This window comes from Enterobacter sp. R-1.6.2, from assembly GCF_035064085.1.
Classification (GTDB): Bacteria; Pseudomonadota; Gammaproteobacteria; order Enterobacterales; family Enterobacteriaceae; genus Enterobacter; species Enterobacter asburiae_B.
Genome location: NZ_JASEYI010000004.1, coordinates 24,776 through 40,011 on the forward strand (window position 1 = coordinate 24,776; position 15,236 = coordinate 40,011).

Genomic DNA, 15,236 nt, shown 5'->3' on the forward strand with positions numbered 1-15,236 from the left:
CGCTTAGCCAACGACCAGATTGAGCAGTTTACCCGGTACGTAGATCACTTTACGTACGGTAACGCCCTCAAGATATTTTGCGACCAGAGGTTCCTGGCCCGCGCGCTCGCGAACCTGTTCTTCGGTTGCATCGACCGCCACGGTAATTTTACCGCGGACTTTGCCGTTTACCTGGACCACAACCAGCGTCGTGTTTTCCACCATCGCGGCTTCGTCAGCCTGCGGCCACGGCGCGTTGTCAATATCGCCTTCGCCTTTCAGCTCCTGCCACAGGGTGAAGCTGACGTGCGGAGTGAACGGGTTCAGCATGCGAACGACGGCCAGCAGCGCTTCACGCATTAAGGCACGATCCTGCTCGCCGTCCTGCGGAGCCTTCGCCAGCTTGTTCATCAGTTCCATAATAGCCGCAATTGCGGTATTGAAGGTCTGACGACGACCAATATCATCGGTCACTTTCGCAATCGTTTTATGAACATCGCGACGCAGCGCCTGCTGATCTTCAGTCAGTGCGGCGGCGTTCAGCGCCGGGGCATCGCCCAGTGCAGTGTGTTCGTAAACCAGTTTCCAGACGCGTTTCAGGAAGCGGTTCGCCCCTTCCACGCCAGACTCCTGCCATTCCAGGGTCATGTCGGCCGGAGAGGCAAACATCATGAACAGACGCACGGTGTCCGCACCGTAACGCTCAACCATTACCTGCGGATCGATGCCGTTGTTTTTCGACTTAGACATCTTGCTCATGCCGGTATAGACCAGTTCATGACCTTCGGCGTCTTTCGCCTTAACGATACGGCCTTTCTCGTCGCGCTCGACGATCGCATCAACCGGAGAAACCCAGTTACGCTCGCCGTTAGCACCGACGTAATAGAACGCATCCGCCAGTACCATGCCCTGACACAGCAGCTGTTTTGCTGGTTCGTCAGAGTTCACCATGCCTGCATCGCGCATCAGTTTGTGGAAGAAGCGGAAGTAGAGCAGGTGCATGATGGCGTGTTCGATGCCGCCGATATAGATATCAACCGGCAGCCAGTAGTTTGCCGCATCGGAATCGAGCATACCGTCCTGATACTGCGGGCAGGTGTAGCGCGCATAGTACCAGGATGACTCCATAAAGGTGTCAAAGGTGTCGGTTTCACGCAGCGCAGGCTGACCGTTGACGGTGGTTTTTGCCCACTCAGGATCGGCTTTGATCGGGCTGGTGATACCGTCCATGACCACGTCTTCCGGCAGGATCACCGGGAGCTGATCTTCCGGCGTTGGCATCACGGTGCCATCTTCCAGCGTCACCATTGGGATTGGCGCGCCCCAGTAACGCTGACGGGACACGCCCCAGTCGCGCAGACGGAAGTTAACTTTACGCTCGCCTACGCCCAGAGAGGCCAGCTTATCGGCGATGGCGTTGAAGCCCTCTTCGAAGCTCAGGCCGCTGAATTCACCGGAGTTGAACAGGGTGCCTTTTTCGGTCAGCGCTTGTTCGGACAGGTCGGGTTCAGAACCATCGGCGGCCAGAATAACGGCTTTAATCGGCAGGCTGTATTTGGTGGCAAACTCGTAGTCGCGCTGATCGTGTCCCGGAACGGCCATTACCGCGCCTGTACCGTACTCCATCAGCACGAAGTTCGCTGCCCAGACAGGAATCGCTTCGCCAGTCAGCGGATGCTTCGCATAGAAGCCTGTCGCGACGCCTTTTTTCTCCATCGTCGCCATGTCGGCTTCGGCCACTTTGGTGTTGCGGCACTCGTCAATGAAGGTGGCCAGCTCCGGGTTATTCTCTGCCGCTTTCTGCGCCAGCGGGTGACCTGCGGCCACGGCCAGGTAGGTCGCGCCCATGAAGGTGTCCGGACGGGTGGTGTAGACAGTCAGGGTCTGGTCGTAGTTCTCAACGTTGAAGGTAATCTCCACGCCTTCAGAACGGCCGATCCAGTTGCGCTGCATGGTCTTAACGGTATCTGGCCAGTGGTCGAGGTTATCCAGATCGTTCAGCAGCTCATCAGCGTAAGCGGTGATTTTGATAAACCACTGTGGGATCTCTTTACGCTCAACTTTGGTGTCACAGCGCCAGCAGCAGCCGTCGATAACCTGTTCGTTCGCGAGAACGGTCTGGTCGTTCGGACACCAGTTAACGGCAGAGGTCTTCTTATACACCAGGCCTTTTTTGTACAGCTCGGTGAAGAACTTCTGCTCCCAGCGATAGTATTCCGGGGTACAGGTTGCCAGCTCGCGGCTCCAGTCATAGCCAAAGCCCAGCATTTTGAGCTGGTTTTTCATGTACGCGATGTTGTCGTACGTCCACGGTGCCGGTGCGGTGTTGTTTTTGACCGCCGCGCCTTCCGCAGGCAGACCGAACGCATCCCAGCCGATAGGCTGCAGAACGTTTTTACCCAGCATGCGCTGGTAGCGTGCAATCACATCGCCGATGGTGTAGTTACGCACATGGCCCATGTGTAGTCGACCAGAAGGATAGGGAAGCATCGACAGGCAGTAATACTTCTCTTTGCTCTCGTCTTCGGTTACTTCAAAGGTGCGCTTCTCGTCCCAGTGTTGCTGGACTTTTGATTCTATCTCTTCCGGGCGGTATTGCTCTTGCATGGCAGCCAGTGGTCCTGTTTTCAATACAGCTACAAATGTAGCCAATGGATGTGGTCATTCAGATCCGCATAGCATAGCCCAAACGCCCGCGTCAAAACAGCCTTTCGCACAAATGCGCTTTGCAGGAATTTACCGGGTCTGTGCTTCACCTGACAAAGCGGCGATGAAATAAGGTCTATTATTAGAAATAGTTACTTACCCGGGAGGCAAAATGATGAACAAGGTTGCTCAATTTTACCGCGAACTGGTGGCGACACTGACGGAACGGCTGCGTAACGGCGAGCGAGATATCGACGCGCTGGTGGAGCAAGCGCGTGCCCGCGTGATGCAAACGGGTGAGTTAACGCGAACCGAAGTGGAAGAGGTGACGCGCGCCGTGCGTCGCGATCTGGAAGAGTTCGCGCGCAGCTACCAGGAGAGCCAGGAGGAGGTCACGGACAGCGTTTTTATGCGGGTTATTAAAGAGAGCCTGTGGCAAGAGCTGGCCGACATCACGGATAAAACGCAGCTGGAGTGGCGCGAGGTCTTTCAGGATTTGAACCATCACGGTGTGTATCACAGTGGTGAGGTGGTCGGCTTGGGAAATCTGGTATGTGAGAATTGCCACCACCATATTGCGGTATATACGCCGGATGTCCTGCCGCTGTGTCCGAAATGCGGCCACGATCAGTTCCAGCGTCGGCCGTTTGAGCCATAAATAAAAGCAAAACGGCAACCACGTTGCCGTTTTTAGTGTTTGCCCCCTCTCCCCGTGGGAGAGGGTTGGGGTGAGGGCATCAGGCCGCACTATAGTAAGCAAGTCTCTCCGCCAGCAAATCCACAAACGCCTCGCGGTCGATGTCCACCATCACCGTGGTATTCGGTTTATTCCCCGTCAGCGAGTAGTAATCCACCACCGTCATTCCCTGGGTGTATTTTCCCTGCGTCTCAACACCAACCCATCTGTCCACCGTGGTGAACATCTCCGGCTTCAGTAGCCAGGCAATGGTGCACGGGTCGTGCAGCGGCGCGCCGTGGAAGCCCCATTTCTCTACTTTGTGATACTCCATAAAGAAGTCGAGCAGCTCGGCCACGGTTGTCGCGACCGTATTACCCACCGAGCGGAATCGCTCAATATCGTCCGCCATAATCTGCGCGCGGTGGGTAACGTCCAGTCCCGCCATTACAATCGGTAAGCCGGACTGGAAGACGATTTCCGCCGCTTCCGGGTCGACAAAGATGTTGAACTCCGCCGCTGGCGTCCAGTTACCGAGCCCCATGGCGCCACCCATAATCACAATACGGGCAATTTTATTATGCAGCTCAGGATGGCTGTTCAGCAGCAGCGCAACGTTGGTTTGCGGTCCGGTTGCCACCAGCGTTACCGGTTCTGCACTTTCGCGCAGCACCTTCGCCATCAGCTCGACGGCGGTACCGTTTTGCGGCGTGAAACCCGGCTCCGGCAGTGCCGGACCGTCCAGCCCGCTTTCACCATGAACGTTGTCGGCAATAATCAGCTCGCGCATCAGCGGCTTCACGGCCCCGCCGGCGACAGGAATATCTGTGCGTTTGAGCAGCGTGAGCATGCGCAGCACGTTGCGCAGGGTTTTTTCAGGGGTCTGGTTTCCGGCGGACGAGGTGACGGCTTTTACGTCGAGTTCAGGGGAGGCAAGTGCAAGGACGAGCGCGATCGCGTCGTCATGACCCGGATCGCAATCGAGAATAATAGGCTGTGCCATAGCGTTCTCCATACGTAGCGTTATTTTGTGACAAGGTTAACGCTGCAATGTGACGCCGACGAGAGGAACTGAGCGAAAGCGTGAAGCAGTGCGCAATCCGCAGATTGCGCACCGGGAAGGTTAGTGCAGGATTTTCGCGAGGAAATCTTTCGCACGCTCTGATTTCGGGTTAGCGAAGAACTCTTCTTTCGGTGAGTCTTCGACAATTTTCCCTTCGTCCATAAAGATCACGCGGTTGGCCACTTTACGGGCAAAGCCCATTTCGTGGGTCACCACCATCATGGTCATCCCTTCGTGCGCCAGCTCGACCATTACGTCCAGCACTTCATTGATCATCTCTGGATCGAGCGCCGACGTTGGCTCATCAAACAGCATCGCCACCGGATCCATACACAGCGCGCGGGCGATCGCCACACGCTGCTGTTGGCCGCCAGAAAGCTGTGCCGGGAACTTATCGGCATGCGCCGAAAGCCCAACGCGTTCCAGGAGCTTCAGACCTTTCTCGCGCGACGCTTTTTTATCACGCTTCAGCACTTTTACCTGCGCCAGCGTCAGGTTCTCAATAATGGAGAGGTGAGGGAACAGCTCAAAGTGCTGGAACACCATGCCAACGTGAGAGCGAAGCTGGGCGAGATTAGTTTTCTTATCGTTGACTTTGGTGCCGTTGACAACGATCTCACCCTGCTGCACCGGCTCCAGTCCGTTGACGGTTTTAATCAGCGTCGATTTACCGGAGCCGGACGGCCCGCATACCACCACTACGTCGCCTTTTTTGACTTCGGTGGAGCAGTCGGTCAGCACCTGAAAGTGCCCATACCATTTAGAAACATTTTTCAGGGAAATCATTATACCGTCCTTTTCTTCAGCCAGCTGACCAACAGCGACGCGCTTAAACTAATCACAAAATAGACCGCACCCGCAAAGAGCACCATCTCGACCTGCGTACCATCACGTTCACCGATGGTTGACGCGGTACGGAAGAAGTCTGCCAGACTCAGAACGTAGACCAGCGAGGTATCCTGGAACAGCACGATGCCCTGGGTCAGCAGGAGCGGAACCATGGCGCGAAACGCCTGCGGCAGAATAATGAGCTGCATGGACTGCCAGTGCGTCATTCCCAGCGCCAGCGCGGCGCTGGATTGCCCGCGGGAGATACTCTGAATGCCCGCTCGGATAATCTCCGAGTAGTAAGCGGCCTCGAACATTGAGAACGCCACCATGGCGGAGATCAGACGGATATCGGTTTTCGGCGACAGCCCCAGCACGTTCTGCAGGAAGCCGGGCACAATCAGGTAAAACCACAGCAGCACCATCACCAGCGGGATGGAGCGGAACACGTTAACGTAGGCGGTCGCAAACCAGGCGAGCGGCTTAAAGCTCGACAGGCGCATGACGGCCAGCAGGGTGCCCCAGACGATACCAATGATGATGGCAATAACGGTGATTTTTAAGGTAATCACCAGGCCATCAAGCAGGTAAGGCATGGATGGAACGATAGAACTCCAGTCAAATTCGTACATTATTTGCCCCCCAGATTACCCGGCAGGCGGATTTTACGTTCAACCAGGTTCATCACCAGCATGATGAAAGCGTTAATCAGAACATACGCGAGCGTGATCGCGGTGAAGGATTCCCACGCGTGAGCGGAATAATCCAGCAGCTTGCCCGCCTGCGCGGCCATATCCACCAGGCCGATGGTTGAGGCGATGGCCGAGTTTTTCACCAGGTTCATCATCTCGGAGGTCATCGGTGGAACGATAACCCGGTAGGCGTTAGGCAGCAGCACGTAGCGGTAGGTTTGGGGCAGCGTCAGGCCCATCGCCAGGCCAGCGTTTTTTTGTCCGCGCGGCAATGACTGAATGGCGGCACGCACCTGCTCGCAAACGCGCGCAGCGGTAAACAGCCCCAGACACATCATGGAGGAGACAAAGAACTGCACGTTCGGATCCAGCTCCGACTTGAACCACATGCCAATATTTTCCGGCAGCAGTTCCGGGATGACCAGATACCAGGTAAAGAATTGCACGATCAGCGGAACGTTACGGAACAGTTCCACATACAGGGTGCCAAGCGTTGAAAGAAAACGGTTAGGGACGGTGCGCAGAATACCGAACAAAGAACCGACAAGAAACGCGATAATCCACGCCGTTATCGATAGTGCCACGGTGACCTGAAAGCCGCTCCACAGCCAGCCAAGATAGGTGGTGTTGCCGAACGGGGCTTGTTGCAGGAATATGCCCCAGTTCCAGTCTATTGACATAATAAACTCCAGAAAAAAAAGGGTAGCAGCGCTACCCTCGAAGATTGGTGAGAAGCTCATTTTTCGCGCTGAGTGGGGAACGACCACTCAACGTATAGTCTGTCCATGCTTCCCGACAATCGAGAGGGCAGGAGATCCCGCCCCTGTAGTTCTAATTAGTTAAGAGCCTTGTCATTTGGAGATTTGAACAGCGCCTTCATGTCGTCAGACAGTTCAAAATTCATGTTCAGGTTTTTTGGTGGAATCGGGTTCTTGAACCATTTGTCGAACCATTTTTCCGCTTCGCCGGAGGTCTGCACCTGAGCGATGGTGTCATCGATCAGCTTTTTGAACTGCGGATCGTCTTTACGCAGCATACAGCCGTAGGCTTCTTTGGACTGCGCGGTACCGACGATATCCCAGTTGTCTGGTTTCTTCGCTTTCGCACGTTCGCCCGCCAGCAGGGCGTCATCCATCATAAACGCGACGGCACGACCGCTTTCCAGGGTACGGAAGGAGTCGCCATGGTCTTTCGCGCTGATGATGCGCATATCCATTTTCTTCTCGTCGTTCAGCTTATGCAGCAGCACTTCTGACGTGGTACCGGAGGTCACAACAACCGCTTTGCCTTTCAGGTCAGCGAAGTCTTTGATCTCACCGCCTTTCTTCGTCAGCAGACGGGTGCCCACGACAAAGATGGTGTCAGAGAAGGCAGCCTGTTTCTGACGCTCGAGGTTGTTGGTGGTGGAGCCACACTCGAAGTCAAAGGTGCCGTTTTGCAGCAGTGGAATACGGTTCTGTGAAGTGATTGGGATCAGCTTCACCTGCAGGTCAGGTTTGTTCAGCTTTTTCTTCACAGCTTCAACGATGGCGTTGGAGTAATCCTGTGAATAGCCCACGACTTTTTGCGTGTTGTCGTAGTAAGAGAACGGGACTGAAGATTCACGGTGGCCGACCACGATGACGCCGTTTTTGGCAATCTTGTCGAGAGTGCTGCCTGCTGCAGGCGCATCTTCAGCGTGAACCACGCCTGCAGACATTCCCATAACCAGCATTGCTGTGGCCAGTTTACGTAATTGCATACCCAACTCCTTTTTTATCAGCGCCAGCGACGCATTGATACCCATTGTGATGTTGTTATATCTCGCGCAATGCGAGTGCAGTGTTATGCAAGCTTGTTAACATTTAGTCTGGCTTAATGTAAAGATTTTGCTGCGTTATTGTTTATTTTTGCGAAGCGCGCCGCACCAATCAGAGGCAAATATCTCCCGTTGCACCGTTTCGGTGCTACCGATGATCTACGCTGGTGCGACAAAGTTGCACGTTAAGCCAAACTGCGTTTACCTGAATAAACAAAGCAATAGGCGTGCCAGAATGGGAGTCTGGAGAAAATTGTCGGGTGGCGGCTACGCCACCCGACAACAGGAGGGAAGGTTATTTCCGACGCTGACGCAGGCTCATCAGCACCGCGCCAAAGCCGAACAGCACGGTCAGTATCCACAGCGGCCAGTTGCCGGTGCGCGCGTATGGCGTCAGCCCGGTGGTTGGCGTGACTTTAGTGGTCAGTACCTCACGGGTAAACTGCGGGATCATCGCCTGAATTTCACCCTGCGGACCAATCACAGCCGTGATGCCGTTGTTGGTGCTGCGCAGCAGCGGACGCGCCAGCTCCAGAGAGCGCATACGTGCCATCTGGAAGTGCTGCCACGGGCCGATTGACTTACCAAACCAGGCGTCGTTGGAGATGGTCAGCAGATAGTCAGTATCCGGGCGGAAGTTATCGCGCACCTGCTCGCCGAGAATGATTTCGTAGCAGATGGCCGCCGTCAGGGCCAGGCCGTGCGCGTGCAGCTGAGGCTGTACGTACGGGCCGCGGCTGAAAGAGGACATCGGCAGGTCAAAAAACGGGGCCAGCGGGCGCAGAATCGACTCCAGCGGGACAAATTCACCAAACGGCACCAGGTGGTTCTTGTTGTACCGGTCAGTGGAGTGGTAGCTGTACTCGCTATCTTTCCCGAGCGTAATGATGCTGTTGTAGGTGTCGTAGCGGTTCTGCTGATTCAGACGCGCATCGACAATCCCGGTGATCAGCGTGCTGCCGTGCGCCAGCAGCAGGTCGTTCATCATGTTGAGGAACGGCTGCTGGTTAATTTCCAGATCGGGGATCGCAGATTCCGGCCAGATAATCAGCTGGGATTTACCCATCACCTCTTCGGTGGCGTTGGCGTAGATCTTCAGCGTATTCAGCAGCTCTTTCTCATCCCACTTCATAGACTGCGGAATATTCCCCTGCACCATGGACACCTGCAGGGTGCGCTCTGGCTCAGGCGTGAACCACTGGATATAACGCAGCGGGAAGGGCAGGGCAAACAGCACCAGCGCCACAGCCAGCGGTTTCCAGCAGCGCTGGACCAGCGCCAGGACCAGCAGGCCGCTAACCACCATCAGCAGGAAGTTAATGGCTTCAACACCCATTACCGGCGCCAGACCTTTCAGCGGGCCGTCAATCTGGCTGTAGCCGAACTGCAGCCACGGGAAGCCCGTCAGCACCCAGCCGCGCAGGAACTCGGTAATTTGCCAGACGACGGGCGCCGCAATCGCGACGCGCAGCCAGGTGGTTTTAGGCCACAGACGCGAGAGGATCCCTGCGAAGAGTCCGGTATAGAGCGAGAGATAGGCGGCGAGCAGCACAACGAGGAAGACGTTAACCGGCCCCGGCATTCCGCCAAACTGGGCGATGCTGACATAAACCCAGTTGATGCCTGAGCCAAACAGACCCAGCCCCCAGAAGTAACCGATAGCGGCAGCCTGTACCGGACGACGATTCAGGGTCAGACCCTGAAGCCCCATCAGGGAGAGAATGGCCGCGGGCCAGATGTCGTAAGGAGAGAAAGCCAGCGTACCGCTGGCTCCAAGTAACAGCGCCAGCAGCAAACGGATGCGCTGGCGTTCAAGCAGTGGGGCAAATGCCATTTACATTAATCTTCCAGTTTTGGCACCGGTGAGTCGTCCGGCGTTCTGACGTGAACCTGTATAATACGTCGGCTGTCGGCCATTGCCACTTTGAACTGGTAACCGTCAATGTCAACGGTCTCACCGCGCGCCGGGAGGTGGCCAAAGGCCTGCATCACCAGCCCGCCAATGGTATCGACCTCTTCATCGCTGAAGTGGGTACCGAAGGCGTCGTTGAAGTCCTCGATGGAGGCCAGCGCGCGCACGGTCCAGGTGTGGCGGCTAAGCTGACGGAAGTCGATATCTTCTTCTTCGTCATACTCGTCTTCAATTTCGCCCACGATCAGCTCAAGAATATCTTCGATCGTGACCAGACCGGAAACGCCACCAAACTCATCAATAACAATCGCCATGTGGTAACGCTGAGAGCGAAACTCTTTCAGCATCCGATCCACACGTTTACTTTCCGGCACAACCACGGCCTGGCGTAACACTTTTTCCATGCTGAAGGCTTCGGCATCGCTGCGCATAAACGGCAGCAGATCTTTCGCCATCAAAATCCCTTCGATGTGATCTTTATCTTCGCTGATGACCGGGAAACGCGAGTGGGCGGATTCAATGATCACATCGAGGCACTCGTCCAGAGTCTGGTTACGTTTCAGGGTGATCATCTGCGAGCGGGGGATCATGATATCGCGAACGCGCTGGTCGGCGATGTCCATAACCCCTTCGAGCATTTCGCGCGTATCTTCGTCGATAAGGTCGTTCTGCCCGGAATCACGAATCAGCTCCAGCAGTTCATCACGGTTTTTGGGTTCGCCGTGGAAAAGCTGGTTCAGAATGAGGGAGAAAAATCCCTTTTTACTGGTTGTCGTGTCGCTACTGTGTGAATTGTCGTCGCTCATGGCGTTTGTTAAGGGTTCTCTTGTTAGTTCAACGTTTACCGCCACGCGATATCCTTTCGTGGCGGCATGTGAGTCCGTCAGGTGACGGACTATTCTTTCTCGGCAATGTACGGATCCTCATAGCCCAGAGCAAGCATTATCTCTGTCTCGAGGGACTCCATCTCTTCCGCTTCGTCATCTTCAATGTGATCGTAGCCGAGCAGGTGCAGGCTGCCGTGTACCACCATATGCGCCCAGTGGGCCTCAAGCGGCTTTTGCTGCTCTTTGGCTTCCTGTTCAACCACCTGACGGCAGATGATCAGATCGCCCAACAGCGGCATCTCAATGCCCGGCGGCGCTTCGAACGGGAAAGAGAGCACGTTGGTCGGCTTATCTTTCCCGCGATAGGTCAGGTTAAGCTCATGGCTTTCTGCTTCATCCACCAGGCGAATCGTGACTTCTGATTCTTCCTGAAACTGAGGAATAACGGCATCCAGCCATTTCTGAAACTGTGCCTCATCTGGCATGCCGGAATTGTCTTCACAGGCCAGCTGTAAATCGAGGATCACCTGACTCATTTCTGTTCTTGCTCCTGCGCTTCGCGCTTACGTTCTGCGGCCAGTTCGGCCTTACGCTTCTGATCCGCCTCTTCCCAGGCTTCATAGGCGTTAACGATACGCGCGACCACCGGGTGGCGTACCACGTCTTCACTGTGGAAGAAGTTAAAGCTGATTTCGTCGACCTCGGCCAGCACCTCAATGGCGTGGCGCAGGCCGGATTTGGTGCTGCGCGGCAGGTCGATCTGGGTGACGTCACCGGTGATGACCGCTTTCGAGTTAAAGCCGATACGCGTCAGGAACATCTTCATCTGTTCGATGGTGGTGTTCTGGCTCTCATCGAGAATGATGAACGCATCGTTCAGCGTACGACCGCGCATGTAGGCGAGCGGGGCCACTTCGATAACGTTACGCTCAATGAGCTTCTCAACCTTCTCAAAGCCGAGCATCTCGAACAGCGCATCGTATAACGGGCGCAGATACGGGTCGACCTTCTGGCTCAGATCGCCCGGCAGGAAGCCCAGCTTTTCGCCCGCTTCAACGGCCGGACGGGTCAGCAGAATACGACGGATCTCCTGGCGTTCCAGCGCATCTACCGCAGCGGCAACGGCCAGATAGGTTTTACCCGTACCCGCAGGGCCCACCCCGAAGGTGATGTCGTGGTCGAGGATATTGGCGATGTACTGCGCCTGGTTTGGCGTACGCGGCTTAATAACGCCACGTTTGGTCTTGATGTTAATGGCCTTGCCGTAGTCCGGCACGCTTTCCGCGCTCTGCTCAAGCACGCGCGCCTCTTTAATGGCGAGGTGAATTTGTTCCGGTTCGATATCCTGAATTTCGCCGCGCATGGGTGATGTATCCACATACAGGCTACGCAGAATGTCCGCAGCGGCGTTGACGCAGATAGGGCGTCCGGTAAGTTTGAAATGATTATCGCGACGATTGATTTCGATACCCAGACGTCGCTCCAGTTGTTTGATGTTGTCATCAAACGGCCCGCACAGGCTCAGCAGGCGAGCGTTGTCTGCTGGCTCAAGGCTAATTTCACGCGTATCTATATTCAAACTGTTCCTCTTTAATTGGTTAACTGACCCATTGCGATAGGACGTAATAAAACGGTCATTACCGAAATTATTCACGCCACAGAATAAAGGCGCAAGCGTTGCGGAAGATATTGGGGACGATGAGAGGAAATACAAGGCCTGCCGGAAAGGCAGGCCAGGGGGATTAAGGCTGGTAAATCCCCACGCCAGAATCGTTTTCTTTACGGGTACGAGAGATCACGGATTCCGGTGACTCGGCAATACGCAGGCCCATTTCGTCCTCGGTGCGTACCAGCTTCGCGCGCAGCGAGTTGGTCAGCACTTCGACAATCTCGACGTCCACGAATTTACCGATCATATCCGGGGTGCCTTCAAAGTTCACCACGCGGTTGTTTTCGGTACGACCGGAGAGTTCCATAATGCTCTTGCGGGAGGTGCCTTCCACCAGAATGCGCTGAACGGTGCCAAGCATACGGCGGCTCCACGCGTTGGCCTGCTGGTTAATACGCTCCTGCAGAATATACAGACGCTGCTTTTTCTCTTCTTCCGGCACATCGTCAACCATATCGGCCGCAGGTGTTCCAGGACGCGCAGAGAAGATGAAGCTGTAGCTGACGTCAAAATTCACTTCACCGATGAGCTTCATGGTGCGCTCGAAGTCATCAGCAGTTTCGCCAGGGAAGCCGACGATAAAGTCGGAGCTGATCTGGATATCCGGACGGGCTTCGCGCAGCTTGCGAATGGTGGACTTATACTCCAGCACTGTATGCGGGCGGCCCATCAGGTTCAGCACGCGGTCAGAGCCACACTGAATCGGCAGGTGCAGGAAGCTCACCAGCTCTGGCGTATCGCGATACACGTCAATGATGTCGTCGGTAAACTCCATCGGATGGCTGGTGGTAAAGCGAATGCGGTCGATACCGTCAATCGCGGCCACCAGACGCAGCAGTTCGGCAAAGCTGCCGGTGGTGCCGTCGTAGTTTTCCCCGCGCCAGGCGTTCACGTTCTGGCCCAGCAGGTTCACTTCGCGAACGCCCTGTGCGGCAAGCTGCGCAATTTCAAACAGAATATCGTCTGCCGGACGGCTGACTTCTTCACCACGGGTGTAAGGCACCACGCAGTAAGTGCAATATTTGTTGCAGCCTTCCATGATGGAGACGAAGGCGGTCGGGCCATCGGCGCGCGGCTCCGGCAGACGGTCAAACTTTTCGATTTCCGGGAAGCTGACGTCAACGACCGGGCTACGGTTGCCGCGAACCTGATTGATCATCTCCGGCAGGCGGTGCAGGGTCTGAGGGCCAAAGACGATATCCACATACGGGGCTCTCTGGCGGATCAGCTTACCTTCCTGCGATGCGACGCAGCCACCCACCCCGATGATCAGATCCGGATTTTTTCGTTTGAGTAGCTTCCAGCGGCCTAACACGTGAAAGACTTTTTCCTGCGCTTTTTCACGAATCGAACAGGTGTTCAGCAGCAGCACGTCCGCTTCTTTCGCATTTTCAGTCAACTGGTATCCGTGGGTTGAATCCAGCAGATCGGCCATCTTGGATGAATCGTATTCGTTCATCTGACAGCCCCAGGTTTTTATATGGAGTTTTTTAGTCATCGACTTGCTCAGCTCAGGATTGCAAGCCGCGTATTGTAATGCTTTGGTGGGGTTGTGACCAGTATGAAGGTTATGTGTCTCAGGACCGCAAAAATCCGGTAAACTTAAGGGATTCTCCAATAAGGAAAATTGACCATGACACTCCTACACACCGAAGTTGCCGTTGTCGGCGGCGGTATGGTCGGCGGCGCGCTGGCGCTGGGGCTGGCGCAGCAGGGATTTGAGGTAACGTTAATCGAACAGGCTGCTCCGCCGGCCTTCGATCCCGCCAGCAAACCGGATGTGCGCATTTCCGCGATCAGCGCGGCGTCCGTCGATCTGCTGCGCGGGCTGGGCGTCTGGGAGGCGGTGCTGGCGATGCGCGCCCATCCTTACAGCCGTCTTGAAACCTGGGAGTGGGAAAATGCCCACGTCGCGTTTGATGCCGCTGAGCTGAAGCTGCCGCGCCTGGGTTATATGGTGGAAAACAACGTGCTTCAGCAGGCGCTCTGGCAGGCGCTGGAGGCGCACCCGAAGGTGACGCTGCGCGTTCCGGCGTCGATTAAGACTCTGCATCCCCAGGAGAGCGGGTATTCGCTGACGCTCGACAGCGGCGATGAACTGGCCGTTAAGCTCGTCGTCGGAGCGGACGGCGCTAACTCGCAGGTCAGACAGATGGCGGGAATTGGCGTTCATGCCTGGCAGTATGAGCAGTCCTGCATGCTGATTACCGTCGAGTGCCAGAATGCGCCGGGAGAAAGCACGTGGCAGCACTTTACGCCGAATGGTCCGCATGCGTTTTTACCGCTGTTTGATAACTGGGCATCGCTGGTCTGGTACGACAAACCGGCACGCATTCGTCAGCTGCAGGGGCTTTCAATGGAACAATTGCAGCGGGAAATCCGCCTGCATTTCCCGAGCCGTCTGGGCAACGTGACGCCGGTCGCTGCAGGGGCATTTCCGCTCACGCGCCGCCATGCTTTGCAGTATGCCCGTGAAGGGCTGGCGCTGGTGGGCGATGCGGCACACACCATTCATCCGCTGGCCGGGCAGGGCGTGAACCTGGGGTACCGTGATGTCGATGCGTTACTGGATGTGCTGAGCAGCGCCCGCGGGCACGCGGAAAACTGGGCCAGCCATCAGGTCCTGAAGCGTTACCAGACGCGACGCATGGCGGATAACTTTATTATGCAGTCGGGGATGGATCTGTTCTATGCCGGGTTCAGCAATGACTTAGCCCCGGTGCGCATTCTGCGTAATATTGGATTGATGGCAGCGGAACGTGCCGGTGGTCTGAAGCGTCAGGCGCTGAAATACGCGCTGGGACTCTAATCTTTTTCCCCTCTCCCAGTGGGAGAGGGTCTGGGTGAGGGCATCAGGCCGCACCATCCTGAACAACAAAAACAAAAAAGCCCGCAGAGCGGGCTTTTTTGTTACTTAAGTGGCTGGGGTGCAGGGATTCGAACCCCGGAATGCTGGTATCAGAAACCAGAGCCTTACCGCTTGGCGACACCCCAATTGCGTTAAACAAACTGCTTAACGACTTTTTAAATTGGCTGGGGTACGAGGATTCGAACCTCGGAATGCCGGAATCAGAATCCGGTGCCTTACCGCTTGGCGATACCCCAACAATTTGTCTTGATTACCGAAAAATCGACAATCTTAATTT

Annotated in this window: 13 protein-coding genes and 2 tRNA genes; 2 read left to right on the forward strand and 13 right to left on the reverse strand. The window is 55.6% G+C overall.

Annotated features, from left to right (window positions below; translation table 11 throughout):
- Window positions 1-3: 3 nt before the first annotated feature.
- A complete protein-coding gene (leuS, locus tag QMN93_RS05765; protein ID WP_033144930.1) occupies window positions 4-2,586 on the reverse strand; it encodes a leucine--tRNA ligase in 2,583 nt (860 codons plus the stop codon).
- 214 nt (window positions 2,587-2,800) lie between these two features.
- Here leuS and QMN93_RS05770 point away from each other — a divergent pair, with 214 nt between their 5' ends.
- Complete coding sequence (locus QMN93_RS05770) at window positions 2,801-3,283, forward strand: zinc ribbon-containing protein (protein WP_182383955.1); 483 nt, start codon at window positions 2,801-2,803, stop codon at window positions 3,281-3,283.
- Between the two features lie 79 nt (window positions 3,284-3,362).
- On the opposite strand, the gene rihA is transcribed toward QMN93_RS05770, so the two are convergent.
- The 10 genes from rihA to miaB form a co-directional block, all read right to left on the reverse strand.
- Window positions 3,363-4,304, reverse strand: a complete 942-nt coding sequence (gene rihA / locus QMN93_RS05775; RefSeq protein WP_193138911.1) for a pyrimidine-specific ribonucleoside hydrolase RihA — start codon at window positions 4,302-4,304, stop codon at window positions 3,363-3,365.
- Window positions 4,305-4,424: 120 nt separating this feature from the next.
- On the reverse strand, window positions 4,425-5,150 hold the full coding sequence (locus QMN93_RS05780; RefSeq protein WP_014883001.1) for an amino acid ABC transporter ATP-binding protein: 726 nt from the start codon (window positions 5,148-5,150) through the stop codon (window positions 4,425-4,427).
- The gene (gltK, locus tag QMN93_RS05785; RefSeq protein WP_014883002.1) at window positions 5,150-5,824 is read right to left on the reverse strand and encodes a glutamate/aspartate ABC transporter permease GltK; all 675 of its coding nucleotides are present in this window, start codon (window positions 5,822-5,824) and stop codon (window positions 5,150-5,152) included. Before gltK ends, QMN93_RS05780 begins: the two co-directional genes overlap by 1 nt.
- Window positions 5,824-6,564, reverse strand: a complete 741-nt coding sequence (locus tag QMN93_RS05790; protein WP_023310756.1) for an amino acid ABC transporter permease — start codon at window positions 6,562-6,564, stop codon at window positions 5,824-5,826. The genes gltK and QMN93_RS05790 overlap by 1 nt, the downstream gene beginning before the upstream one ends.
- A 155-nt stretch (window positions 6,565-6,719) precedes the next feature.
- Window positions 6,720-7,625 (reverse strand): amino acid ABC transporter substrate-binding protein, encoded by a 906-nt coding sequence (locus QMN93_RS05795; protein WP_008501049.1) that lies wholly within the window; start codon window positions 7,623-7,625, stop codon window positions 6,720-6,722.
- 352 nt (window positions 7,626-7,977) lie between these two features.
- Window positions 7,978-9,516 (reverse strand): apolipoprotein N-acyltransferase, encoded by a 1,539-nt coding sequence (gene lnt / locus QMN93_RS05800; RefSeq protein ID WP_193138912.1) that lies wholly within the window; start codon window positions 9,514-9,516, stop codon window positions 7,978-7,980.
- 5 nt (window positions 9,517-9,521) lie between these two features.
- On the reverse strand, window positions 9,522-10,400 hold the full coding sequence (corC, locus tag QMN93_RS05805) for a CNNM family magnesium/cobalt transport protein CorC (RefSeq protein WP_021242574.1): 879 nt from the start codon (window positions 10,398-10,400) through the stop codon (window positions 9,522-9,524).
- An 89-nt stretch (window positions 10,401-10,489) separates the two neighbouring features.
- Window positions 10,490-10,957 (reverse strand): rRNA maturation RNase YbeY, encoded by a 468-nt coding sequence (ybeY, locus tag QMN93_RS05810; protein ID WP_008501052.1) that lies wholly within the window; start codon window positions 10,955-10,957, stop codon window positions 10,490-10,492.
- Window positions 10,954-12,000: a PhoH family protein gene (locus QMN93_RS05815; RefSeq protein WP_008501053.1), complete on the reverse strand. Its 1,047-nt coding sequence runs from the start codon at window positions 11,998-12,000 to the stop codon at window positions 10,954-10,956. The genes ybeY and QMN93_RS05815 overlap by 4 nt, the downstream gene beginning before the upstream one ends.
- A gap of 163 nt (window positions 12,001-12,163) precedes the next feature.
- Window positions 12,164-13,588 carry a tRNA (N6-isopentenyl adenosine(37)-C2)-methylthiotransferase MiaB gene (gene miaB, locus QMN93_RS05820; protein WP_033144935.1) on the reverse strand — a complete coding sequence of 475 codons (1,425 nt, stop codon included), beginning with the start codon at window positions 13,586-13,588 and terminating at the stop codon, window positions 12,164-12,166.
- Between the two features lie 135 nt (window positions 13,589-13,723).
- Here miaB and ubiF point away from each other — a divergent pair, with 135 nt between their 5' ends.
- Entirely contained in the window at window positions 13,724-14,899 is a 1,176-nt protein-coding gene (gene ubiF, locus QMN93_RS05825) for a 3-demethoxyubiquinol 3-hydroxylase (RefSeq protein WP_193138913.1), read from the forward strand.
- A gap of 110 nt (window positions 14,900-15,009) precedes the next feature.
- Here ubiF and QMN93_RS05830 read toward each other — a convergent pair.
- Window positions 15,010-15,084: transfer RNA gene (locus QMN93_RS05830), tRNA-Gln, on the reverse strand.
- Between the two features lie 36 nt (window positions 15,085-15,120).
- Window positions 15,121-15,195, reverse strand: a tRNA-Gln gene (locus QMN93_RS05835).
- Window positions 15,196-15,236 lie beyond the last annotated feature (41 nt).